Origin of the sequence: Streptomyces collinus, from assembly GCF_031348265.1 — a bacterium.
Lineage (GTDB): Bacteria > Actinomycetota > Actinomycetes > Streptomycetales > Streptomycetaceae > Streptomyces > Streptomyces collinus.
Genome location: NZ_CP133771.1, coordinates 5,429,454 through 5,454,023 on the forward strand (window position 1 = coordinate 5,429,454; position 24,570 = coordinate 5,454,023).

At 72.5% G+C, this 24,570-nt stretch carries 16 protein-coding genes and 1 riboswitch; of the genes, 9 read left to right on the plus strand and 7 right to left on the minus strand.

The genetic code is table 11. The features are described from left to right. Nucleotides 1–169: 169 nt before the first annotated feature. Nucleotides 170–727, plus strand: coding sequence for a hypothetical protein (locus RFN52_RS24840; RefSeq protein WP_311241049.1), 558 nt, complete (start codon nt 170–172; stop codon nt 725–727). A gap of 197 nt (nt 728–924) precedes the next feature. Here the strand turns inward: RFN52_RS24840 and RFN52_RS24845 are convergent, their stop codons facing one another. Next, nucleotides 925–2,103, minus strand: a complete 1,179-nt coding sequence (locus RFN52_RS24845) for a C40 family peptidase (protein ID WP_184849126.1) — start codon at nt 2,101–2,103, stop codon at nt 925–927. 8 nt (nt 2,104–2,111) lie between these two features. Beyond that, a riboswitch (cyclic di-AMP (ydaO/yuaA leader) is annotated at nt 2,112–2,284 on the minus strand. Nucleotides 2,285–2,598: 314 nt separating this feature from the next. Between RFN52_RS24845 and pcrA the strand changes: the two genes are divergently transcribed. Continuing rightward, nucleotides 2,599–5,076, plus strand: a complete 2,478-nt coding sequence (pcrA, locus tag RFN52_RS24850) for a DNA helicase PcrA (protein ID WP_184849128.1) — start codon at nt 2,599–2,601, stop codon at nt 5,074–5,076. A gap of 48 nt (nt 5,077–5,124) precedes the next feature. On the opposite strand, the gene RFN52_RS24855 is transcribed toward pcrA, so the two are convergent. Together RFN52_RS24855 and RFN52_RS24860 are read right to left on the minus strand one after the other, a co-directional pair. Further along, nucleotides 5,125–6,663 carry a M23 family metallopeptidase gene (locus RFN52_RS24855; protein WP_311241050.1) on the minus strand — a complete coding sequence of 513 codons (1,539 nt, stop codon included), beginning with the start codon at nt 6,661–6,663 and terminating at the stop codon, nt 5,125–5,127. 219 nt (nt 6,664–6,882) lie between these two features. Beyond that, the gene (locus RFN52_RS24860; protein ID WP_184849131.1) at nt 6,883–7,746 is read right to left on the minus strand and encodes an esterase/lipase family protein; all 864 of its coding nucleotides are present in this window, start codon (nt 7,744–7,746) and stop codon (nt 6,883–6,885) included. A gap of 524 nt (nt 7,747–8,270) precedes the next feature. Here RFN52_RS24860 and icmB point away from each other — a divergent pair. Then, complete coding sequence (icmB, locus tag RFN52_RS24865) at nt 8,271–8,687, plus strand: coenzyme B12-dependent isobutyryl CoA mutase small subunit (protein WP_161369103.1); 417 nt, start codon at nt 8,271–8,273, stop codon at nt 8,685–8,687. Nucleotides 8,688–8,866: 179 nt separating this feature from the next. Here icmB and RFN52_RS24870 read toward each other — a convergent pair whose 3' ends face one another. Continuing rightward, entirely contained in the window at nt 8,867–10,546 is a 1,680-nt protein-coding gene (locus RFN52_RS24870; RefSeq protein WP_184849133.1) for a DUF5691 domain-containing protein, read from the minus strand. Between the two features lie 133 nt (nt 10,547–10,679). Continuing rightward, entirely contained in the window at nt 10,680–12,035 is a 1,356-nt protein-coding gene (locus tag RFN52_RS24875; protein ID WP_184849135.1) for an SWIM zinc finger family protein, read from the minus strand. Between the two features lie 145 nt (nt 12,036–12,180). Here RFN52_RS24875 and RFN52_RS24880 point away from each other — a divergent pair, with 145 nt between their 5' ends. The 3 genes from RFN52_RS24880 (at nt 12,181) to RFN52_RS24890 (ending at nt 17,102) form a co-directional block, all read left to right on the plus strand. Further along, on the plus strand, nt 12,181–13,311 hold the full coding sequence (locus RFN52_RS24880) for an ATP-binding protein (RefSeq protein ID WP_184849137.1): 1,131 nt from the start codon (nt 12,181–12,183) through the stop codon (nt 13,309–13,311). 88 nt (nt 13,312–13,399) lie between these two features. Continuing rightward, nucleotides 13,400–15,796, plus strand: coding sequence for a DUF5682 family protein (locus tag RFN52_RS24885; RefSeq protein WP_184849139.1), 2,397 nt, complete (start codon nt 13,400–13,402; stop codon nt 15,794–15,796). 139 nt (nt 15,797–15,935) lie between these two features. After that, entirely contained in the window at nt 15,936–17,102 is a 1,167-nt protein-coding gene (locus tag RFN52_RS24890; RefSeq protein ID WP_184849140.1) for a vWA domain-containing protein, read from the plus strand. 225 nt (nt 17,103–17,327) lie between these two features. Here RFN52_RS24890 and RFN52_RS24895 read toward each other — a convergent pair whose 3' ends face one another. Further along, nucleotides 17,328–17,453 carry a hypothetical protein gene (locus RFN52_RS24895; RefSeq protein WP_268254247.1) on the minus strand — a complete coding sequence of 42 codons (126 nt, stop codon included), beginning with the start codon at nt 17,451–17,453 and terminating at the stop codon, nt 17,328–17,330. Nucleotides 17,454–19,068: 1,615 nt separating this feature from the next. On the opposite strand from RFN52_RS24895, the gene sucC reads away from it, so the two are divergent. Then, entirely contained in the window at nt 19,069–20,247 is a 1,179-nt protein-coding gene (sucC, locus tag RFN52_RS24900) for an ADP-forming succinate--CoA ligase subunit beta (protein WP_184591287.1), read from the plus strand. Nucleotides 20,248–20,268: 21 nt separating this feature from the next. Next, nucleotides 20,269–21,153 carry a succinate--CoA ligase subunit alpha gene (sucD, locus tag RFN52_RS24905; RefSeq protein WP_184849142.1) on the plus strand — a complete coding sequence of 295 codons (885 nt, stop codon included), beginning with the start codon at nt 20,269–20,271 and terminating at the stop codon, nt 21,151–21,153. A 125-nt stretch (nt 21,154–21,278) separates the two neighbouring features. Here the strand turns inward: sucD and RFN52_RS24910 are convergent, their stop codons facing one another. Continuing rightward, nucleotides 21,279–22,544: a helix-turn-helix domain-containing protein gene (locus RFN52_RS24910; RefSeq protein ID WP_184849144.1), complete on the minus strand. Its 1,266-nt coding sequence runs from the start codon at nt 22,542–22,544 to the stop codon at nt 21,279–21,281. A gap of 96 nt (nt 22,545–22,640) precedes the next feature. Here RFN52_RS24910 and RFN52_RS24915 point away from each other — a divergent pair, with 96 nt between their 5' ends. After that, the gene (locus RFN52_RS24915; RefSeq protein ID WP_311241051.1) at nt 22,641–24,569 is read left to right on the plus strand and encodes a cell division protein PerM; all 1,929 of its coding nucleotides are present in this window, start codon (nt 22,641–22,643) and stop codon (nt 24,567–24,569) included. Nucleotide 24,570: the final 1 nt, after the last annotated feature.

The following is a 24,570-nucleotide window of genomic DNA, read 5'->3' on the forward strand; positions in this document are numbered from 1 at the left end:
GGCCGGTCTTCAGTGACCGAAAACCGACTTATTTACTACGCCGCAAGGAAAGGGAATATGGTGTTCCCTATTTGCGAAGCTCAAAACCAGCTCAATAAACCATTGCCCGACATTCGAGGGGGATAAAGTCTCACCCGTTTGTGAATCGAGAACATGACAGGGGAGCTCTATGTTCACGCGTTCCGTCAGGCGTAACGCCGTCGTCGCCGCAGCCCTGGCCCTGACCGCCGTCACCGCCACGAGCGCTGACGCCGCAGCTGACTCAGACACCAAGAAACCGAAGATCATCGAACTCGGAGGCAGCAAGGGCCTCAAGATGATCGAAGGCGCCGACGGCAAGGCCCTTCTGCAGGCCGACGCCACCGTGACCGCGGCTGCCGCCAACGTTTGCGGCTCCGGTTACACCATCTCCGCCGGCGCTGCGCGCTACGGCACCAACGCCAGCCTCTACCTGTGGTGGAACGGCAAGTACAGCGGCTCCAACAAGCTGTACGACAAGTACATCTGCGGTGTCCTCTTCAACGACACCGGCGCCGCGCGCTCCATGGGCATCCGGCTGAAGGACAACTTCACCGACACGCCTCACGCCGAGGACTTCGGCACGTACAGCACCTACGCCGGGCCCGTCTACCAGAAGCGCGGCGGCTGCGGCGAGGCGTACTCCTACATGAAGTCCGGGAGCAGGGTCGTCGTCGACAACATCTACACGATGTCCGGATGCAACTGACCTGAACTCGTGACGGGCTGCGTAGCGCGCAGGGCGTCGGCAGGCATTCCAAGGCCGCGAATTCAATGCCGCTGACGTGCCCCAGGAAGACATCGCTGCCACCCTGCGGAGCGTTTCTCAGCGATCTGTCGCAGACGGCAGACCGACGACAGACCGCTGAGAATCCGACTGACTGGAACCGGCCCCGCAGGGACTTCTCAGGCCGGCCGCACCACGCTGTGGATGGCCGACTCGCCGTCGTAGTAGGTCGACTCCTCGCGCACGTACGTGCCGGGCTTCGGGGCGTGGATCATCATGCCGTTGCCGATGTAGATCCCGACGTGGGTGACGTCGTCGTAGAAGAAGACCAGGTCACCGGGCTGGGCCTGGGAGAGCGGGACCGTGGTGCCGGCGTTCACCTGGTCGTAGGTCGTGCGCGGCAGGTCGACGCCGGCGGCCTTCCAGGCGGCCTGGGTGAGACCGGAGCAGTCGTAGGAGCCGGGGCCGACCGCGCCCCACACATACGGCTTGCCGATCTGCGCGCGGGCGAAGGCGAGCGCCTTGTCGGCCTTGGTGGCGTACGAGGAGTCGGCCGGGGCCGTCGAGGTGGACGAGCCGGAGCCCGCCGAACCCGACGACGAGGATCCGCTGTCCTGCTGCTGGGCGGCCTCCTCCTGCGCCTGCTGCTGCGCGGCCTGCTGCCGGGCCAGCTCTGCGGCCTTGCGGGCGGCCTCCTCCTGCTTCTCCTTCTCGATCGCCGCGAGCCGGGCCTTCTCCTCGGCGGTCAGCTTCGACATCAGCTCGCGCGCGTCGGCGAGCTTGCGCTGGACGGTCGCCTTGGCGGCCTTCAGATCGCCCTGCGACTCGGTGAGCGCCTCCAGGCTCTCGGTGGCCTCCTGGCGCTTCGTCATCGTCTCGGACTGCTGCGCGATGTAGTCGTCGACCGCGACCTTCTGGCGGCCCGTCATCCGGTCCATCAGCTGGGTCTGGTCGAAGTAGTCCTGCGGGGTGTCCGCCAGCAGGAACGTCGCCGTGTCCGGGGCGGCGGCGCCGGTGCGGTACTGGGCGGAGGCGAAGGACCCCAGCTCCTCGCGCGCCTCGTTGAGCTTCTGGGTGCGCTTCGCGACGTCGTCGATGAGGGCGTCGGCGCGTTTGCGCTGCTTCGCCGTCTTCTCCTTGGCCGCGTTGTACTTCTCGGTCGCCGACCCCGCCTGGCGGTACAGGTCGTCGACCTTCTTCTCGACTTCTTCCAGGCTGGGTTTGTCGTCGGCCTCGGGGGCGGCGTTGGCCGACTGGGACAGCAGGGCCACGGAGGTGAGGGCCGCCGTTGCGAGGGCGGGGGTCCGTATGCCTGCCACGCGCGTACCCGTAGGACGCGACTTGCGGTGCGACGCCAAGGGAGGCGACTCCTTCCACGTTCCGCCTACCGGGTTAGCTGTCGGGTTCGGGCGGGTGGTTCGGAAGGTTTGCCCTACGGCCTTCTCCGCACAGGGAGTCGGGCCGATTCACCCCAGGTTCACGGTTGGGTCCCCGGCTCCGGCTGCCACTGCGGCACACCGGACTCGGCGGAGGCCGCGCGGCCCGGCGACGTTCGCCGGTGGGGGTCATGCGGCCTGGTCGCACGGTAGCCAACTCGTGTGGCCCCTGTGAAGGTTGATGGGTGATATGCCCGATACATTTTCGTGACCTCGGTCATGAACGTTGCCGAGAGTGAATGATCGAGGGGGTTTGGTCACGTTTCATCCATGATTGCGGGGGGTGTAGCAGGCCGTGATCATGCGGTCATGGAGGGCGACAATGCGCCGCCGGCCGGTCGCCGGGGGGTCGGGCGCCCGGCGATGTTCTCAGGGCGGCGGCGGGCTGTCAGTGGGGCGCCCTAGACTCGGAGAGCGATGAGCAGCCTCTTTGACGACAGCTTCCTGGCGAACCTCCAGGCCCAGCGGGGCCCCGCGGACGAGCCCCCGCCGCCGCCCGAGGACGATCACGTTCCGGAGTCGATTCCGGACGATCTGTTCGGCGGGAAGTTCGACGCGCCCCCGGACCGGGACGCCTACTACCGGGACGGCGCACCCCGCCCGGTCGTGGACACCGCCGCGCTCCTGGAAGGGCTGAACGACAACCAGCGCGCCGCCGTCGTCCACTCCGGCTCCCCGCTGCTCATCGTGGCCGGTGCCGGCTCCGGCAAGACCCGCGTGCTCACGCACCGCATCGCCCACCTGCTCGCCGAGCGCGGCGTGCACCCGGGCCAGATCCTCGCGATCACCTTCACCAACAAGGCCGCGGGCGAGATGAAGGAGCGCGTCGAGCAGCTCGTCGGCCCGCGCGCCAACGCCATGTGGGTCATGACGTTCCACAGTGCGTGCGTGCGCATCCTCCGCCGCGAGAGCAAGAAACTCGGCTTCACATCGAGCTTCTCGATCTACGACGCCGCCGACTCCAAGCGCCTGATGGCCCTGGTCTGCCGTGACCTCGACCTCGACCCCAAGCGCTTCCCGCCGAAGTCCTTCAGCGCCAAGATCAGCAACCTGAAGAACGAGCTGATCGACGAGGAGGACTTCGCCGCCCAGGCCACCGACGGCTTCGAGAAGACCCTCGCCCAGGCCTACGCCATGTACCAGTCGCGGCTGCGCGAGGCGAACGCCCTCGACTTCGACGACCTGATCATGACGACGGTCAATCTCCTGCGCGCCTTCCCGGACGTCGCCGAGCACTACCGCCGCCGCTTCCGGCACGTGCTGGTCGACGAGTACCAGGACACCAACCACGCCCAGTACGCCCTCGTCCGGGAGCTGGTCGGCACCTCCGAGCACCCCGTCGACGTACCGCCCGAGGCCGAGGTCCCGCCCGCCGAGCTGTGCGTCGTGGGCGACGCCGACCAGTCGATCTACGCCTTCCGCGGCGCGACGATCCGCAACATCCTCCAGTTCGAGGAGGACTACCCGGACGCGACGACCATCCTGCTGGAGCAGAACTACCGCTCCACACAGACGATCCTCAGCGCCGCCAACGCGGTCATCGAGCGCAACGAGTCCCGCCGCCCCAAGAACCTGTGGACCAACGCCGGCTCCGGCGCCCGGATCACCGGCTACGTCGCCGACACCGAGCACGACGAGGCGCAGTTCGTCGCCGAGGAGATAGACCGCCTCACCGACGCGGGGCACGCGAAGGCCGGCGACGTCGCCGTCTTCTACCGCACCAACGCCCAGTCCCGTGTCTTCGAAGAGATCTTCATCCGCGTCGGCCTGCCCTACAAGGTCGTCGGCGGCGTCCGCTTCTACGAGCGCAAGGAGGTCCGGGACGTCCTGGCCTACCTGCGCGTGCTCGCCAACCCCGAGGACTCGGTGCCGCTGCGCCGGATCCTCAACGTCCCCAAGCGGGGCATCGGCGACCGCGCCGAGGCGATGATCGACGCCCTGTCCCAGCGGGAGAAGATCAGCTTCCCGCAGGCGCTCAAGCGCGTCGACGAGGCGTACGGCATGGCCGCGCGCTCCACCAACGCCGTCAAGCGGTTCAACACGCTGATGGAGGACCTCCGCACCGTCGTAGAGTCCGGCGCCGGGCCGGCCACGGTTCTGGAAGCCGTGCTGGAGCGCACCGGATACCTCGCCGAGCTGCAGGCCTCCACCGACCCGCAGGACGAGACCCGGATCGAGAACCTCCAGGAACTGGCCGCCGTCGCCATGGAGTTCGAGCAGGAGCGCGGCGAGGACGAGCAGATCACGCTGTCGGACTTCCTGGAGCAGGTCGCGCTGGTCGCCGACTCCGACCAGATCCCCGACGAGGAGGACGGCGACGGCGTCATCACCCTGATGACCCTGCACACCGCCAAGGGCCTGGAGTTCCCCGTCGTCTTCCTCACCGGCATGGAGGACGGCGTCTTCCCGCACATGCGCGCCCTCGGGCAGACCAAGGAACTGGAGGAGGAGCGGCGCCTGGCCTACGTCGGCATCACCCGCGCGCGGGAGCGGCTGTATCTGACGCGGTCCACCCTGCGCAGCGCCTGGGGCCAGCCGTCGTACAACCCGCCCTCCCGGTTCCTGGAGGAGATCCCGCCGGTCCACATGGAGTGGAAGCGGACGGGAGCCACCGCGCCCGCGTCCTCCGGGCCGGTCTCGGCGGTGGCGGCCTCGCTGTCCTCGTCCCGCTCGCGCTCGTCGGCGTCGGGCGCCTCCGGGTTCGCCACGCGGCGCACCTCGGAGAAGCCCGTGGTGTCACTGGCCGTCGGGGACCGCGTCACACACGACCAGTTCGGGCTCGGGACCGTCGTCGGGGTCAAGGGCACGGGCGGCAACGCCGAGGCGACGATCGACTTCGGTGACACCAAGCCGAAGCGGCTGCTGCTGCGGTACGCGCCGGTGGAGAAGCTGTAGCCCTGTGAGGTGAGCCCCGTCGGACGGACCGGCGGGGCAGGCGGGACGTTACGAAGGGTCGATGCCGTGGCTGCGCAGCCACGGGAGCGGGTCGATCGCCGAGCCGCCGGCCGGGCGCACCTCGAAGTGCAAGTGAGGGCCTGTGGAGTTGCCGGAGTTGCCCGATCGGGCGATCGGATCGCCCGCCTTCACGGTCGTACCCGAGGGGACCGTGTAGGTGGAGAGGTGGCAGTACCACGTCTCCGTGCCGTCCTTGGCGGTCACGACCATCATGTTGCCGTACGCGCTGTTCCACTGGGTGCGCACAGTGCCGTCGGTCGCGGCCATCACGGTCGTGCCGTACGAGACGGGGAAGTCGATGCCGGTGTGCAGAGACATCCAGTTGATGCCGGACTGGCCGTAGTAGGCGCTGAGTCCGTGCCGCGCGACCGGCAGGGCGAATTTGGGGCGCAGCCGCTCCTTGCGGGCCGCTTCCTCCGCCGCGCGCTTCTTCTCGGCCGCCTGCTGGGCCTTGAGGTCGATGCGCTCCTGCGTACGGCTGGCCCGGTCGGCGAAGTCGTCGGCGCCGGCGGAGAGGCTCTGCAGCTGGGTGTCCAGCTTGTTGTTGGCGGCGGCCGGCTTGACCGGCTGCGCGTCCGCCGCGGTCGTCTGAGCGTCCGCGGCACTGTCGTCGGCGAAGGCGCCGACGGAGACGGCGGCGATCCCGGCGACACCCATCACGCAGGCCGAGGGCACCGCGATGGTCATCAGCGCCGAGCGCTTGGGCGGTGTGCGGCGGCGGGATCGGGAAGCGGCGCGCGAGGCCGCACGCCCCGAGGGAGCGGGGGTGACGTCCTCCTGGCCGTCCAGAAGCGGGGTGACGACGGGCAGTTCACCGGTGGCGGCCGGTTCATCGCCCTCCACGGCGGCGTCGTGGAAGCCGGCTTCGGCGGATTCGTCGTAGGCGACCTGCTCGAAGGCCGAGGTCTCGTGCTGGTCGAAGGTTTCGGCGGGGTGCTCGTACGCGTCCGGGTCCGATGCGGCGGTGCCGTCGGAGTTCCACTGCGTGGCGTCGTAGGCGCCCGTGTCGAAGGTTTGCGTGCCCCACTCCCACTGCTGGGTGTGGTCGGCGGGGTTGCCGGACTGGTCCGGCTTGAGCCAGGCGCCGGACTCCCACTGCCCGGTGGCGTCGGGGGAGGGGGCCTGGGACGGGATGGCCGACATCGGTTGCTGTTCGGCCGTCCAGGAGGTCGTGTCGTAGACGCCGGTGTCGTAGGCGGCGTGGTGCTGGGCCGCGTAGGCGTCGTAGTGCACGTTCTCGTGCGTGCCGGTGGGCCAGTGGCCGGTGTCGTAGCCGCCCGTGTCCTGGCCGCTGCCCGGCATGTCGCCGAAGAGGGGGTCGGTCGCGAAGCTCGCGGTGGTGTGCCCGGTGGCGTCGAAACCGGCGCCGTTGGTACCGGTGGGGTCAAATCCGGTGGCGGCGTAGTCGCCGTACGTGGTGAAGTCGCCGTACTGGGCTTCCTGGGTGCCGTACGACGCGTAGTGCGCGGAGGCGGCGTCGGAAGCCGGAGCCGGGGTCATGGTCCCCGACGGGTGACGGTCGTTCACCAACTTCTCTTTCGCCTCGACAACAGGGGCTGCCAGAGCAGTGCGGCGACTGTACCCGGCGGTACGCGGGCACGACAATCTTCGGCAGGTTTCGCCCGCGCAGGAAACGGGCATTCGGCCGTGTTTTGGCGGACGGCGGGCACGGGTTTGGCCCTGTGTTCGAAGTTTGTTCGATGCTGATCGGTGCTTCGGCGCTGAGTGATCGCTGTATGACGATTCTCAGGCGACGGTCAGACCGCCGGTGTGTTCGGCGGACGGTTCACCCGCGTGTGCCGTGTCCAGAACCTGCCGTATGCCGTTGGCGACGGCGGGGTGCACGGGCAGAGCGAGATGGCCGATGCCGGTCACGCGCACGTTCTGCGCCGTCAGATCGGGATGGTCGACGCAGGCCGTCTCCAGCGGGTCCATCACGTGGTCCAGGTCGCTCCAGAAGCTGACGAAGTGCGTACGGCAGTCGGGGGCGGGCAGAGCGAGCTCCTCGAGTACCGGTGAGCCGGGGCGCATCTGGCGCACGATGGGGTGCGCGTCGGCGAAGGGCGCCACTCGGGTTCCCGAATGCGGCGTGCCGAGCGTGACCAGGGTCCGTACGCGCGTGTCGCCGCCGAGCCGCTGCACGTAATAACGCGCTATCAGTCCACCGAGGCTGTGCCCGACGACGTCGACCCGGTCGGCGCCCGTGCGCTCGCAGAGCTCCTCGATGCGCCGGCCGAGCAGTTCGGCGGCGGCCCGTATGTCGCAGGTCAGCGGCGAGTAGTTGAGCGACTCGATCTGCTGCCTGCCGTGCTGGGCGAGGCTGCGGCGCAGCAGGACGAAGACCGAGCGGTTGTCGATGAATCCGTGCAGCAGCAGGACCGGCGGCTTGGCCTCCGTGGGCAGTTGGGCGGCGCCGTCCGCCGGCAGTGCCGGGACGGGGGCGCGGCGCTCCTGGGTGATGCCGGACGGATAGAGGAGGAGGTGCCCGGCCAGGATCGCGATCTCCAGGGCGGTGGCCTTCAGAAGGGCCAGGGAGAGTCCCGCCAGCCTGCCCGGCAGCAGACGCTCGCAGAACGGAAGAAAGGGCAGAGCCGCCCTGGTGACCTTCATGGCCGACCTCCTGTCGGCACGCGGGAGGACGCCTCCGCCCCCCGGGTGCCCTCGTGGAAAGCAGCTGCGAAGACGGCCGGCCATGACCGCGAGAGCGGCGTGAGCCGCGTGAGCTGCGGGGGCAGAGTGCGGCGTGTGGCGTGTGTGACGCCGGTGGTGCGACGGGGGTCCCCGATCGGTGGGGTGACGAGGCTCCCCGCTGGTGCGCCGTGTCTGCCCTGCGTGCTGTGCGTGCGGTGCTTGCCCTGCGTGCTTTCGCCGAAGCGCCGTGCTGTCGCGGTCCGTGGTGGACGGTGCGGTCGTACGGCGATTTCGGTGCGGCTCCCCTTGCGCTTGTCCCATCGTGTGATTTCCCCCTCGGTATCCACCGCGAAACTGCCGGTTGCGGGATGCTGGAGATAACGTTCGTTCACTTGCCCGGAGGGTTCGGGGCGGGGTGTCCGTGCGGTGCGGCGTGTACGGCTTGCCCGATGTGTGCGGTACTTGTCGATACGGATGGATGTAGTCGCTTCATGGAGGCAGTGATGGGTGTGGCAGCCGGTCCGATCCGCGTGGTGGTGGCCAAGCCGGGGCTCGACGGCCACGATCGCGGGGCCAAGGTGATCGCGCGTGCCCTGCGCGACGCCGGTATGGAAGTCATCTACACCGGTCTCCACCAGACCCCCGAGCAGATCGTCGACACGGCGCTCCAGGAGGACGCCGACGCGATCGGGCTGTCCATCCTCTCCGGAGCGCACAACACGCTCTTCGCGGCCGTGATCGATCTGCTCAGGGAGCGGGACGCGGAGGACATCCTCGTCTTCGGCGGCGGGATCATCCCCGAGGCGGACATCCCCCTGCTGAAGGAGAAGGGCGTCGCGGAGATCTTCACGCCGGGCGCGACGACGGCGTCCATCGTGGACTGGGTCCGGACGAACGCCCGCCAGCCCGCGGAGGCGTAGCCCTCCGGCGGATCGCCCCGGATGCCCCGGCCCGGCCGGAGCCGGCGCGCCCCCTGTGCTGTGGGGCTGCTTCGTCGGGCCGCCGGCCGCGACCGCCTCCGGCGGCCGCCCCGGCCGTCGGCACACCCGGCGGCAGTCGCTCGCCGCGGGGCACCCGCCCCCGGAGGCGCCGGCGGGGGTCAGGCCGCTCCCAGCTCCTCGGCCATCGCCGCACGCAGACGCAGGGTCGTCACCAGCCGCTGGAAGGCCTCCGCCCAGTAGCCCCCGGCTCCCGGCGACGCGTTCTCCGGTTCGTCGGGTACGGCCAGCAGCGCGTCGAGCCGGGAGGCCTCGGACGGGTCGAGGCAGCGCTCCGCCAGGCCCATGACCCCGCTGAAACTCCATGGATAGCTCCCTGCGTCCCGAGCGATGTTGAGCGCGTCCACCACGGCCCGCCCGAGCGGAGCCGCCCAGGGCACCGCACACACCCCGAGCAGCTGGAAGGCCTCGGACAGGCCGTGCGCGGCGATGAAGCCGGCCACCCACTCGGCCCGTTCGGCGGCGCCCAGCGTGCCGAGCAACTTGGCGCGTTCGGCCAGGGACACCGCCCCCGGACCGCCCGCCTCCGGCGCCGACGGATCGCCGAGCAGCGCGCGTGACCACGCGGCGTCCCGCTGGCGCACCGCCGCCCGGCACCACGCCGCGTGCAGCTCGCCCTGCCAGCCGTCCGCCACCGGCAGCGCCACGATCTCCCGGGGCGTGCGCCCGCCGAGCCGCCGCGACCACGTGCCGAGCGGTGCCGCCTCCACCAGCTGACCGAGCCACCAGGAGCGTTCGCCGCGCCCCGCGGGGGCCTTCGCCACGACGCCGTCGCGTTCCATGCCCGGATCGCACTCGTGCGGCGCCTCGACGGCGATCGTCGCAGTGGTCTGCGTGGTCCCCCCGGGTATGTCGTCCCCGGCCCCGGCTGCTCGCTTCGGGGCGGACCGCATGTGGTCGATGGCGACGCACGCCTCCGCCCTGACCGCCATCCGTGCGGCGAGCGCCGAACCGGGCAGGGCCGACAGCAGTTCCGCGGCCGTCGCCCGGACATTGCGGCTGCGATCGGCCAGGGCCTGTTCCAGGAACGGCTCGTCGTCCGGGCCGAGGCCCTCGCGCAGCGAATCGAGGAACATCAGCCGGTCCTCGGCCCGTTCCGTCCCCCACGTCGTCGCGAGCAGGTCGCGCGCGGCCGCCGGGGTGCGAGAACGCAGCGCGGAGAGCAGAGCGACGCGTTCGGCGAACAGGCCCTCCTGCCACAACTGCCGGACGCTGTCGTCGTCCTGGAGGTGCGGCAGGGCCGCTCCGCCGCCCGGGGTCGCGCGCAGAGCGAACCGCCAGTCCGGGTTCAGCCGGGCCAGCCACAAGGCTCGCGGCCCCGCGAACTCCAGTGCCGCCGGACGCAGGTCGGTACGCCCCCGGGCCGCGTCCAGCAACGCCGGAAGCACCTGCGGAGGCGGTGCGAAACCCCGGGCGTTCGCCACCGCGAGCCACTGCGGCAGCAGCTCCGTCAGATCCGGCGCGGCACCCCGCCGCCCTCCGCCGGACGGGCCGGGGCGGTCGGCCAGCAGCATCGCGAGCCTGCGGGCGGCAGCGGGCGGCAGCGCCGGGCGGGAGTCCTCCGGAGCCGCCTGCGGGCGCTCTGCCGCCCGCGCCGGGCGCAGACCGGCCCGGCGCCGTACGGTCTCCACGGCCGCCGCGTCCAGCAGGGCCAGGGGTGCGTCCGGGCCCGGCGCGGTACCGGGCGGGGTGCGCCGGTCGGTGCCCAGCAGCGCGGTGGTGACGAGCCCCTCCCAGGCGTCCGCGCCGGCCGCGTCCACAGGAGCGGAGGTCCTGGTCATGAGCTTCCTTTCCGCGGGGCGCCCGGTAGTTGAAGACTCGCCCTTACCGGTTGTCCCGTGATGCCTGAAAAATGCGTGGACCCGTGGGATGGGTGGGGCCGGCCGATGTGCCGTGAGCGGGGCCGCCGCCGGTTCAGCACAGCGCGACCGCGTCGCCCGGCCCCTCGGGCCAGGCCGTCAGCGGCGTGAAGCCCTGGTGGCCGCACTCGCCGAAGACCCTGACCGGGGCCCCGCCCGACAGGGCGACGAGCCGCCACAGGCCCGGCCGGGAGCGCGCGGCGGGAGTCAGCGGCAACGCCGCGTCCTCGTCGGCGTCCGCCAGCTGCCAGGAGTCGCCGTCCGGCGTGGGAACGACCCGGTCCAGCGTCACCGGGACGGACTCCAGCCACGGGTCCTCGCGCAGGGCGTCGCCGTAACGGGCCGCCGCCTGGGCCGTGGTCACCCCCGGCGGACGGGTCGCCGCGGGCGCGGGCGGGGTGAACTGCTCGCCCAGGGCCACCCGCGGCTGCCCGGCGCCCGGGTACGCGGACACCTCGGCCTCCAGACTCAGGCCCACCGGCAGCGCCAGCTCCGGGGCGCGGCCGGCCGCGCCGTAGGAGAGGAGCAGCACGGTGCGGTGCGAGGCGTCGCCGTGCAGCCAGATCCGGCGGGTCGTCAGGCGCGGGTCCGTCGTGTCGTACTGGGCGAGGACCAGCCAGCGGTCGCGCAGCAGCGGGCCGTCCGCGGAGGTCGGGAGGCCCATGCGGGAGCGGACCGTGGCGGCGAGACCGGCCGGGAGCCGCTCGCGGCGCCGCCAGCCCCGCCCCAGGAGATGCAGCAGCGCGCACTCCTCCAGCAGCCGCACCGGCCAGCCCGGCCCGGTCGACGGAATCGCCCCCAACTCCCGCACCCGCCCCGCCAGTCCCTGCGCCTGGGCGTCGACCATGCGGGCCGCCGTCTCCTCCCAGAGGCCGTACCCCGACTGCTCAGCGGTCGCCAGACCGCCGCGCAGCAGGTCGACCAGGCGCTGCTCCAGCTCCACCGCGCCCGCAGAGACCCGCTCGGCCCGGCGCTCCGCCCGCCGACGCGCCGCCTCGGGATCAGCGGACCCGGACGGCGCACCGGAGCCGGCACCGGCCCTCTTCGCCTCCGCGCGCTCGCGCCGCCCCTCGGTCCACTGCGCGGCCCATTCCGGCGTCTGCCCCGGCGGCACCGCCGCCTCGTCGGCGGCCCAGAGCAGCAGCAGCCCCAGCGCGTGCTTGCACGGGAACTTGCGGCTCGGACAACTGCACTTGTACGCGGGGCCCGCGGCGTCCGCGATGTCCACGACCGTTTGATACGGCTTGCTTCCGCTGCCCTTGCACAGCCCCCACACCGTCCCCTCGTCGGAACTCCCCGCCTCGGACCACGGCCCCGCCGCGCCGAGTTTGCTTCCCGCTTTGCGTGAAGCGGCGTCAGGCGCCAGTGCCAGCACCTGGTCCGCGGTCCAGCGCACCCCCTGCTGAGTCATGCCACCGAAGGTAGATCCCACCACTGACAATCGGGTCCGCCGGCGGACCCGGCAGCGCATTTCCGCAGGTCGGAACGCATTGTCAGTGGTGTGGTGCAACGTTGGCGACAGATCCGAACCGGCCGAGCTGGAGGGGGACTTTGCCATGACCGTGTCCGTGGAGCCGACGTCCGTCGAAGCGGGGGAGACGGGACCGACCCAGGCGTTGCGACCGCACGCCGAGGACGCCTTCGCCCATGAACTCGCCGCGCTGGCCGCCCAGGACGACCGGCCGCGCCCGGCCCGCTGGAAGCTGTCGCCCTGGGCCGTCGCGACGTACCTGCTCGGCGGCACCCTGCCGGACGGCACGGTGATCAGTCCCAAGTACGTCGGACCGCGCCGCCTCGTCGAGGTCGCCGTCACCACGCTCGCCACCGACCGCGCCCTGCTCCTGCTCGGCGTCCCGGGCACGGCGAAGACCTGGGTGTCCGAGCACCTGGCCGCGGCGGTCAGCGGTGACTCCACGCTGCTGGTGCAGGGCACCGCCGGCACCCCGGAGGAGGCCATCCGCTACGGCTGGAACTACGCGCAGCTGCTCGCCCACGGCCCGAGCCGCGACGCCCTCGTGCCCAGCCCCGTCATGCGGGCCATGGCCGACGGCATGACGGCCCGCGTCGAGGAACTGACGCGTATCCCGGCCGACGTGCAGGACACGCTCATCACGATCCTGTCGGAGAAGACGCTGCCCATACCGGAACTGGGTCAGGAGGTGCAGGCGGTCCGCGGATTCAACCTGATCGCCACGGCCAACGACCGCGACCGCGGCGTCAACGACCTGTCCAGCGCCCTGCGCCGCCGCTTCAACACGGTCGTGCTGCCGCTGCCGGAGAGCCCCGAGGCCGAGGTCGACATCGTCTCGCGGCGCGTCGACCAGATCGGCCGCTCCCTCGACCTGCCGGCCGCGCCCGACGGGCTCGACGAGATCCGCCGGGTCGTCACGGTCTTCCGCGAGCTGCGCGACGGGGTCACCGCCGACGGGCGGACGAAGCTCAAGTCGCCCAGCGGCACGCTGTCCACGGCCGAGGCGATCTCCGTCGTCACCAACGGGCTCGCCCTGGCCGCCCACTTCGGCGACGGCGTGCTGCGGCCGGGCGACGTCGCCGCGGGCATCCTCGGCGCGGTGGTCCGCGACCCGGCGGCGGACCGGGTCATCTGGCAGGAGTACCTGGAGACGGTGGTCCGCGAGCGTGACGGCTGGAAGGACTTCTACCGGGCCTGCCGCGAGGTGAGCGTGTGAGGAAAACGCCAGGGCGTGGGCCCCGGGTGACGGGACGGCGGCCGCCCGCGGGACCGGGCGGGGACGTGCGGGACGGGAGGGGGATGAAGTGACCGGTGGGGAACAGACCGCGGGCCGGGGGGCCGGGGCGGGGCCGGTGTTGCTCGGCGTACGGCATCACGGACCGGGGTCGGCGCGGGCGGTGCGGGCGGCGCTGGAGGAGGTCCGGCCGCGGGTCGTGCTGATCGAGGGGCCGCCCGAGGCCGACGCCCTGATCCCGCTCGCCGCCGACGAGGAGATGCGGCCGCCGGTCGCCCTGCTCGCCCACGCCGTGGACGAGCCCGGCCGCTCGGCGTTCTGGCCGCTGGCCGGGTTCTCCCCGGAGTGGGTCGCCCTCCGCTGGGCCCTGGAACACCACGTCCCGGCCCGCTTCATCGACCTGCCGGCCACGCACACGCTGGCCTGGGGGAGGCAGGAGGACGAGGCGGGAACAGAGGGCGAACATCCGCCGCCGGCCGAGACGGCGCCGGACGGAGACACCGGTCCCGGCTCCGCCGAGCTCCGGATCGATCCGCTCGGCGTGCTCGCCGACGCCGCCGGCTACGACGACCCGGAGCGGTGGTGGGAGGACGTCGTGGAGCACCGGGGCGCGGAGGAGGGCGACGCGCTCGCGCCGTTCACCGCGCTGGAGGAGGCCATGGGCGCGCTGCGGGAGACCTTCGGCAGCGGGGGCCACGACCGGGATCTGGTGCGGGAGGCGTACATGCGGCTCCAGGTGCGGGCCGCGCAGCGGGAGTTCGAGGACGGCGTGGCGGTGGTCTGCGGGGCCTGGCACGTGCCCGCCCTGCGGCAGAAGACCACCGTCGCCGCCGACAAGGCGCTGCTGAAGGGGCTCCCCAAGGTCAAGACGGACATGACCTGGGTGCCGTGGACCCACCGCCGGCTCGCCCGGACCAGCGGCTACGGAGCGGGCATCGACTCACCGGGCTGGTACGGGCACCTGTTCAGCGCCCCGGACCGGCCGGTGGAGCGGTGGCTGACCAAGGTGGCGGGGCTGCTGCGCGCAGAGGACCGGATCGTCTCCTCCGCGCACGTCATCGAGGCGGTGCAGCTGGCCGAGACGCTCGCCGCGATGCGCGGCCGTCCGCTGCCCGGCCTGAGCGAGACGACCGACGCCGTGCGGGCGGTGATGTGCGAGGGCTCGGACGTACCGCTGGCACTCATCCGGGACCGGCTGGTCGTGGGGGACGTGCTGGGGGAGGTGCCGCCGTCGGCACCGGCCGTGCCGTTGCAGCGGGACCTCACCCGGCTGCAACGCCGGCTGCGGCTGAAGCCCGAGGCGCTGGAGCGGGAGCTGGAGCTCGACCTGCGCAAGGAGAACGACGCCGCCCGCAGCAGACTGCTGCACCGGCTGCGGCTGCTCGGCATCGCGTGGGGCGAACCGGCCGCGTCGCGGGGCAGCACGGGCACGTTCCGGGAGACATGGCGGCTGCGCTGGGAGCCCGAACTGTCCGTGCGGGTCGCCGAGGCCGGCGTGTGGGGGACGACCGTCCTGTCCGCCGCGACTGCCAAGGCCGAGGCGGACGCCGTCGGCGCGGAGGGCCTCGCCGGCGTCACCGGGCTCGCCGAGCGCTGCCTGCTGGCCGAACTGCCCGACGCCCTCCCCACGGTGATGCGAGTCCTGGCCGACCGGGCGGCCCTCGATACGGACGTCGGCCATCTCGCCCAGGCGCTCCCGGCCCTGGTCCGCTCCCTGCGCTACGGAGACGTGCGGGGCACGGACACCGGAGCCCTGGCGGAGGTCGCCGCTGGACTGGCCGAGCGGGTCTTCGTCGGTCTTCCCCCGGCCTGCGCCGCGCTCGACGCGGACGCCGCCGAGGAGATGCGGGGCCATGTGGACGCGGTGCACGGGGCCGTGGCCCTGCTGGGCGACGCCCCTGCGGCCGGACACGGCCGGTTGAGAGGCCGCTGGCAGTCCGTGCTGCGGGTGCTGTCCGGGCGGGACACCGTGCCGGGGGTCATCCGGGGGCGGGCCGTCCGGCTGCTGCTCGACGACGGGCAGCTGGCCCAGGACGAGGCAGCACTGCTGATGGGACTCGTCCTGTCACCGGGCACACCGCCGGCGGACGCGGCCGCATGGATCGAGGGCTTCGTCGGAGGCGGTTCCGGGGGCGGAATGCTCCTGGTGCACGACGAGCGGCTGCTCGGACTGGTCGACGCGTGGCTGACCGGGGTGCCGGCCGAGGCCTTCACGGACGTACTGCCCCTGCTGCGGCGGACGTTCTCCGCGTACGAGCCCGGAGTGCGCCGGACCCTCGGCGAACTGGTCCGGCGCGGGCCGGGAACCGGGGCCGGCGCGACTGCCGCCGGTACCGCAACGCCCGGCTTCGCGGCCGGCTTCGACACCGAGCGCGCGGACGCGGTGCTGCCGGTGGTGCGGCTGCTGCTCGGGCTGGACGACATGGAAGAGAACACCGACGACAACCTGGCGGGGGTGACGGGATGACGACCGAGGCACTGAGGCAGCGGACGACGGCACCGGAAACGGGAGCCACCGTGACGGGCGGGTCCCGGGCGGACGGACGGCCGTCGACGACCGTGCCGGTGATCCCGCTGTGGGAACGGCCCCGCAAGGGAGGCCGGGCATGACGTCCGAAACGACGGACCCGGCGCAGGAGCGGCTGCGGCGCTGGCGGCTCGTCCTCGGGGGCGACGCGGCGGACGGCACCGGCTGCACGCTGTCGGGGCAGGACGCGGCGATGGACGGAGCGCTCACCGCGCTCTACGGAAGGAAGGACAGCAAGTCTCAGGGGGGCCGGGAGCGTTCGGCGGGGCTCGGGGCGTCGGCGCCGTCCGTGGCGCGCTGGCTCGGGGACATCCGGACGTACTTCCCCTCCTCCGTCGTTCAGGTCATGCAGCGCGACGCCATCGACCGGCTCGGTCTCGCCACGCTGCTGCTGGAGCCGGAGATGCTGGAGGCGGTCGAGGCCGACGTCCACCTCGTCGGCACGCTGCTGTCGCTGAACAAAGCGATGCCGGAGACGACGAAGGAGACGGCCCGGGCCGTTGTGCGCAAGGTCGTCGAGGACCTGGAGAAGCGGCTCGCCACCCGCACCCGGGCCACCCTCACCGGCGCCCTCGACCGCAGCGCCCGGATCAACCGGCCCCGCCACCACGACATCGACTGGAACCGCACCATCGCGGCCAACCTCAAGCACTACCTGCCCGCGTACCGAACGATCGTGCCGGAGCGGCTCATCGGGTTCGGGCGGGCTGCCCAGTCCACCAAGAAGGAGGTCATCCTCTGTATCGACCAGTCGGGATCCATGGCGGCATCGGTTGTGTACGCATCGGTGTTCGGGGCGGTGCTCGCCTCGATGCGGACGATCTCCACGCGACTCGTCGTCTTCGACACGGCGGTCGTCGATCTCACGGACCAGCTGGACGACCCCGTCGACGTGCTGTTCGGCACGCAGCTCGGCGGTGGCACGGACATCAACCGGGCGCTCGCGTACTGCCAGTCGCAGATCACCCGGCCCGCGGAGACGGTGGTCGTGCTGATCAGCGACCTCTACGAGGGCGGCATCCGCAACGAGATGCTCAAGCGGGTGTCCGCGATGAAGGCGTCGGGCGTGCAGTTCGTGACGCTGCTGGCGCTCTCGGACGAAGGGGCACCGGCGTACGACCGGGAGCACGCGGCCGCGCTGGCCGCGTTGGGGACGCCGGCGTTCGCCTGCACGCCCGATCTGTTCCCGGAGGTGATGGCGGCGGCGATCGAGAAGCGGCCGTTGCCGATACCGGATGCTGCGTGACGGACGCGGTGTGAACGGCCTTGGGGGAGGGGGCGGGTGACGATTTGTCGATGGGTCGTCGTCCGACTTGGAGCAGCAAAAGGGACATGACGGCCCATCGGTTAGCAAGGGCTTGCGCAACCTCCGCACTCCCGTGCGAGGATCGGCGCCTGCTCGGCCGTGCGGGGTGCCGGCCGGGCGGTACCGCTTCCGTCGCACGGGAGGAAGCTTCCCCTCTTGAGCTGGTCAGCAGCCCTGCCCGAAGCCGCGTTGCGCACGCTGCGCACCGCGGCCGGGCGGCGTGCGCTCCAAGTGGCGCTGCTGGTGGGCGGGCTGCTGGTCGCCGGACTGCTGTGGGGTGAGCGGGCCCATGCGGAGAACGGTGTCAACGGTGTGGGGGAGCGGCCGGAGGGGCGGGCCGGGGAGGCCGTCGACGGCCGAGTGCTGGTTCGGGTCGCCGGCGAGATGAGGGGGCCTGAGAGCGAGGGCCCGTCAGGCGCGCAGGTGAAGGTGTCGCTGGTGCTGTCATCGTCGTCCTCGCGGTCGCATCCGCCGGAGCGGCCGTCGCACGTGGAGCGTCCGGAGCCGCCCGGGCCGGCGGCGCACCGGGTGGTGCCGGACCTCCCGGCGGTTCCAGACCTCCCGGTGCCGATCGGATCGCCCGCCCTCCCGGTCCCCATCGGATCGCCCGCCCTCCCGGTCCCCATCGGATCGCCTGCCCTGCCGGATGCACCGGCCCTGCCTGCCCTGCCGGATGCACCGGCCCTGCCTGCCCTGCCCAGGCTGCCCGACTCAACCGCGCTGCCGGACGTGCCAGGTCTATCGGACCTGCCGGGTCCGCCGGACCTGCCCCCACCCCCCGGCGACCCCGTCGTCGGGCTCCCTGGAGCACCAGCTCCACCCGCCCCACCCACTTCCCCCGTCTCCCCCACCCCCGTCACGGCCGACCCCCAGCCGGGCGGGACGTCGGCGCCGGGCTCGGGGCCGGTGGTGCCCGCGGACGAAGCCGCACCCTCGCGACAGGCCGGGAGCCCGACCCCCGCAGACCCGAGGGCCCACGGCGTCCACGCCCCCTATGCCCTCCACGCCCTCCACCTCAGACCCGCCCACCCCCTGGGCCACGCAGATCACCTCAGCCGCCCCAGCCATCTCAGCCACCCCGGCCACCCCCGCCACCCCGGTCGCCCCGGCCACCCCGGGTCCTCGCCGCACGCGGGACCGGCCCCGGCCGCCGGTCACTGGTCCGGCGGTCGTCCCGACGGCGTGCTCGGCAATCGGTCCATGGCCGACAGCGGCTCGTCGCGTCACGGCGAGGCCCACGCCGTCACCCCGAGCCCCTGGGCACCGCTCGCGCTCGTGCCCGGTGTAGGGGCCCGCACCTCCGGGGCCGGTACCGGGTGCGGTCACCGGGACATCCCCCTCTTCCCCGGCTAGCACGGACGGCCGTCGAGGTCTCCCAGCCATCGGCCCGCCCCCGTGGCTGAGAGCTCCTCCGACCGACCCCGCACGGGGTGCCCTGCGGCACCCTCCCGCTCCCAGTGCTTCACGAGGCGTCACGCCCGGACGGCCGAAAGCCGTCGGTGGTCCGAGGCCGCAACCTCGTGAATGGGTCGGGCGGCCCCCATTGGGTGGGGGCCGCCCGACCAGGCGCCCCGGAGAGCCAGGCCCTGAACAGGGCCTTCGTGCTCCCTCCGGGGTGTCCGGCGGGCCTCACCGGGTCAACCCCATCCCGGTGAGGCCCCTCACCCGCTCCTCACATCCGGCACGCCGTGCCAGAGAGCGAGGCATCATGTGACAGGTATCACCGCTCAGGTGTGACCCTCGATTTAGAGGCCTCCCGGAAGCAGCGATAACCTGCGAGACGGACATGCCGCGCGCTCGGACACCGTGTGCGCCTCCCTTGTGACAGACAGCGGACGTCACGTTGCCCTCGCGGCACGCCCACGCAGACAACGAACCGCGAGATCACTGATAGGGACGGAAGCGCGTGGACCTGTTCGAGTACCAGGCGAGGGACCTCTTCGCCAAGCACGATGTACCGGTGCTGGCCGGTGAAGTCATCGACACGCCTGAGGCGGCCCGCGCAGCCACCGAGCGCCTCGGTGGCAAGTCCGTCGTCAAGGCCCAGGTGAAGGTCGGCGGCCGCGGCAAGGCCGGCGGCGTGAAGCTGGCGGCGACCACCGACGAGGCGGTCGAGCACGCGACCAACATCCTCGGCATGGACATCAAGGGCCACACGGTCCACAAGGTGATGATCGCCGAGACGGCTCCGGAGATCCTGGAGGAGTACTACGTCTCCTTCCTCCTGGACCGTGCCAACCGCACCTTCCTCTCCATCGCGTCCGTCGAGGGCGGCATGGAGATCGAGGAGGTGGCGGAGACCCGCCCCGAGGCCGTCGCCAAGACGCCGATCGACGCCAACGTGGGTGTGACCCCCGAGGTCGCGCGCCAGATCGTCGAGGCCGCGAACTTCCCGGCCGAGGTCGCCGACAAGGTCGCGAACATCCTCGTCACCCTGTGGAAGACCTTCGTCGAGGAGGACGCCCTCCTGGTCGAGGTCAACCCGCTGGCCAAGGTCGCCTCCGGTGACGTCATCGCCCTGGACGGCAAGGTCTCCCTGGACGAGAACGCCGAGTTCCGTCAGCCGGAGCACGAGGCCCTCCAGGACAAGGACGCGGCCAACCCGCTCGAGGCCGCCGCCAAGGAGAAGAACCTCAACTACGTCAAGCTCGACGGCGAGGTCGGCATCATCGGCAACGGCGCGGGTCTCGTCATGAGCACCCTGGACGTCGTCGCGTACGCCGGTGAGGCGCACGGCGGCGTGAAGCCGGCCAACTTCCTCGACATCGGTGGTGGCGCCTCCGCCGCCGTCATGGCGAACGGCCTGGAGATCATCCTCGGCGACCCGGACGTCAAGTCCGTCTTCGTCAACGTCTTCGGTGGCATCACCGCCTGTGACGAGGTCGCCAACGGCATCGTCCAGGCGCTGCAGCTGCTCAAGGACAAGGGCGAGGACGTCACCAAGCCCCTGGTCGTCCGTCTGGACGGCAACAACGCGGAGCTCGGGCGCAAGATCCTCTCCGACGCCAACCACCCGCTGGTTCAGCGCGTGGACACCATGGACGGAGCGGCCGACAAGGCCGCCGAGCTCGCGGCTGCGAAGTAAGGGACGAGGGACTAAACAGCCATGGCTATCTTCCTCAACAAGGACAGCAAGGTCATCGTCCAGGGCATGACCGGTGCCACGGGCATGAAGCACACCAAGCTCATGCTGGCCGACGGCACGAACATCGTCGGTGGCGTGAACCCCCGCAAGGCGGGCACGTCCGTCGACATCGACGGCAACGACATCCCGGTCTTCGGCACGGTCGCCGAGGCCATGGAGAAGACGGGCGCCGACGTGTCCGTCCTCTTCGTCCCGCCGGCCTTCGCCAAGGCCGCCGTCGTCGAGGCCATCGACGCCGAGATCCCGCTCGCGGTCGTCATCACCGAGGGCATCGCCGTCCACGACTCGGCCGCGTTCTACGCGTACGCCGTGTCCAAGGGCAACAAGACCCGCATCATCGGCCCGAACTGCCCCGGTCTCATCACCCCGGGCCAGTCCAACGCCGGCATCATCCCGGGCGACATCACCAAGCCGGGCCGCATCGGCCTGGTGTCGAAGTCCGGCACGCTGACGTACCAGATGATGTACGAGCTGCGGGACATCGGCTTCTCCTCGGCCGTCGGCATCGGTGGCGACCCGGTCATCGGCACGACCCACATCGACGCGCTCGCCGCGTTCGAGGCCGACCCCGACACCGACCTGATCGTCATGATCGGTGAGATCGGCGGCGACGCCGAGGAGCGGGCCGCGGCCTTCATCAAGGAGAACGTGAAGAAGCCGGTCGTCGGCTATGTCGCGGGCTTCACCGCGCCCGAGGGCAAGACCATGGGCCACGCCGGCGCCATCGTCTCCGGCTCCTCCGGCACGGCCGCCGCGAAGAAGGAGGCCCTTGAGGCCGCCGGCGTCAAGGTCGGCAAGACGCCGACCGAGACGGCCAAGCTGGCCCGCGCCATCCTCGCCGGCTGAGCACCGCCGCACGGCTCACAGATGGGCCCGCTCCCTGCACAGGGGGCGGGCCCATCGCCGTCTCCGCTGCCCTCACGCCCGTCTCTACCGCCCGCCGCCGCCACTCTCCCGGAGGACCGGCGGCGTCACCATGGCTGGGGCAGCAGCCGGACCGGCCCTCGCTGCTCCTCCTTGCGCAGCTTCGCCCGCAGCTTCCGCTCCGACTCCGACAGCGGCCCGGGCGCCAGCCGTGGCGGTACGCCCTGCACCGTCTCCCCCTCGGGCACCGGCGGCTCGTAGTGCGTCGGGGCCGTGCGCACGGTGAGGGCCGTCGTGCCGATCAGGGCGACCGTGAAGGCGATGGCGGCCCGGGTCCAGAAGCGGGCCCGGCGTTCCCCGTCCTTCCGCACGACCGACGGTTTGGCGGCCCGCAGCCGCTCGACGGAGGCCAGTTCGACCAGCCGCCAGTGCAGTGTCTCCGGGTCGGCCAGCTCCGGCAGCCGCTCGGCGACCGCCTCGCGCGCGTGCGCCAGCCGGTTCACGGCCGCGCGGGTGCTCGCCTCCGTCTCCGCCGCCGTCTCGGGCAGGCCGAGCCCGACCCCGTCGTAGAGCACCAGCGTGCGGCGGTAGGACGGGGGGAGTTTCAGCAGGGAGTCCATCAGCGCGCGGTCGAACGCGTCGGGCGGCGGCGGCTCGGGGTGCCGGTAGCGCGGCCGGAACCGGTGCCACGGGGAGAGCGCGCACTCGTACGCCATCGCGCGCACCCAGCCCGCCGGGTCGCGGTCCCGGGCCACCTCGGGCCAGCGCTGCCAGGCGATCTGGAAGGCCCGCTCCACCGACTCCCGGGCCAGTTCACGCCGGCCGGTCAGCAGATAGGTCTGCCGGACGAGGGCGGGGGCACAGAAGGCGTACAGCGCGTCGAAGGCCTGATCAGGGGTCAGGGCGGCGATGGCGTCGTCCGGCCGGCGCGGGGGTGTCGTCCGGGGGCGTTCGGTGAGGATGACGCGGTGCCCGTGCGGGACGGGGGTGCGGCTCCGGTCGGGGACGGTGACGGGGCCGCGGCCCCGGTCCTTCGCGGCGGGTCGTTTCCGGTCGGGGGCGGCGGTCTTGCGCCGGGCGCGTGCGGCTCCGCGCGAGAGGACCGCCCCGGGCGCCGGTTCCGGGTCGTCGGAGTCGGCGGCGCCGTCCTGATCAGGCGTCATTCCCGCCTCGTCGCCGAGCGAGTCGAGCAGCTTCGCGTACTTCTCCCCCTTGCGGCCACGCGGCGTGGAGCGGCCGGTCTCCCACGCGCGCACCGTCTCGCCGGTGACGCCCACCCGGGAGGCCAGCTGAGCCCGCGTCAGCGAGGCGGCCTCGCGCAGGCGCCGGCGCTCCTTGGGCGGAGGGAGCGGGATGGCAGGGCTCTGGGTCACAGGGCGCGCCTCCGTCCGGAAAAGTACATAAACGTATTTTTAGCGACACAGCGAAAGTTCGCCTGTTACGCCGGTAAAGCGCGTGTCGTTGGGAGCATGGCGGGCGTGACCGAGATGACCGCTCGCCGACGTTCGCCGGCGCCCCTGCTCACCCGGATGCGCGACCGTTCGCCCGGGCTGGTCGGCGGCCTCCTGGGGGGTGCGCTCGCGGCGGGCCTCGGACTGGCGTCGTTCGCCGTGCTCGTGATGCTGCTGTGGATCAGCTCGCCCTACCCGGACAGCGGGCCCGGTGGCGCCATGCATGTGGCGGCTGCGCTGTGGCTGCTGGCGCACGGCGCCGAACTGGTCCGCACCGACACGCTCTCCGGTGTCCCCGCCCCCCTCGGCCTGCCGCCCCTGTTGCTGCTCGCGCTGCCGGTGTGGCTGCTGCACCGGGCGGCCCGGGACGCCACGGACGGTGGGGGAGGAGCCGAGGACGACGACTTCGAGGAGGACACCGAGGCGGTCGCGAGCCCGCCCCTGGTCTCCCCCCGCATTGCGTGGACGGGCGTCGTCCTCGGCTACCTCGCCGTCGCCGCGCCCGCCGCCCTGTACGCCGCGGGCGGTGTGCTGCGGCCGTCGTGGGTGTGGACGGCGGTGTGCGTTCCGCTGGTCGCCGTCGTGGCGGCGGGGGCGGGCGTGTGGTCGGCGTACGGCCGTCCGGGCCGGCCGCTGCGGCGACTGCTGGGCCTGCTGCCCGAGGGAGTACGCCCGCTGGTGCTCGGCCCGGACGGGCGCCCCGGTGTCGCGGCCCGGGCCGCGGCGGCCGGGGCCGTGATGCTCCTCGGGGGCGGTGCGCTGCTGGTGGTGGCGTCGATGGTGGGCCATGGAGCGGCGACTCAGGCGTCGTTGCTCCGGCTGACCGAGGGCTGGTCGGGGCGGTTCGCCGTACTCCTGCTGTGCGCGGCCCTGGTGCCCAACGCGGCGGTGTGGGGCGCCGCCTATGCCCTCGGCCCGGGCTTCGCCCTCGGCGCCGGCCACACGGTCGGCCCGCTTGCCTCGGCGCCGGCTCCGCTCCTGCCACCGTTTCCGCTGCTGGCGGCGGTGCCGGAGGCGGGAAAGGGGACGCCGGTGCACTGGGCGGCCGGGGTCGTACCGGTGGTCGCCGCGCTGGTCATGGGCTGGACGGTGGCCAAGGGTGCGGCGTCCGCGGAGCGCAGCGGGACGAAACCGGGCGGCGGCACGCGGACCGCGGTCTGGTCGGTCGGCCGTACCGCCCGGACCGCCGCGTTGGCTTCGCTGCTCTGCGCGGCCGCGCTCGCAGGGCTGGCCGCGGTGTCGGGCGGCCCCATCGGTTCTGCCGTGCTGTCCCGCTTCGGCCCGGTGTGGTGGCAGGTCGCCGCCGCGACGCTGGCCTGGCTGGTGCTGCTGGCGGTCCCGACGGCGGTGGGGGTACGGGCCTGGCGGTGCCGCTCGGCCCGGGCGGAGGAGCCGAAGATCGGCAAGCAGCGGGAGACGGCGGCCGACAGCGCCCGGGGGCGAGGGCGGGCCCGGAAGCACGGCCGCGGTTGGTTCACGCGCACCGGCGTCGCCGGGATGGCCGGGGTGACCGGAGCCGTCGAGGGCGCCCGGGGCGCCGGACGGCCGGGGCGGAACGAGGTCGCCCAGGGCGTCTGGGGCCTCGGAGATCCCGACGAGGCCTGGGAGGCGGACCGCGGCGGACGCACCGCGCGCGACACCTCACCGGCCGACGGGACGCCGTCGCCCCACCAGTCCTCGGACCCCGAGCGGGACGCGCCGGACCTGCGCCATCAGGACCGCGAGACGGACTTCGGCCTCTACGACTTCCTGCCGTCCGGTCCGGCCTCCGAGCCGTACGACACCCCGGCCTCCGGGCCGTACGACACCCCGGCCTCCGAGCCATACGGCACTCCGGCTTCCGATCCGCCAGGCACCACGATCTCCGATCCGCACGGCACCCCGGCCTCCGGGCCGCACGGCACCCCGGACCCGCCCGGCCGGTCCAGGCCGACGGAAACCCCCTGAA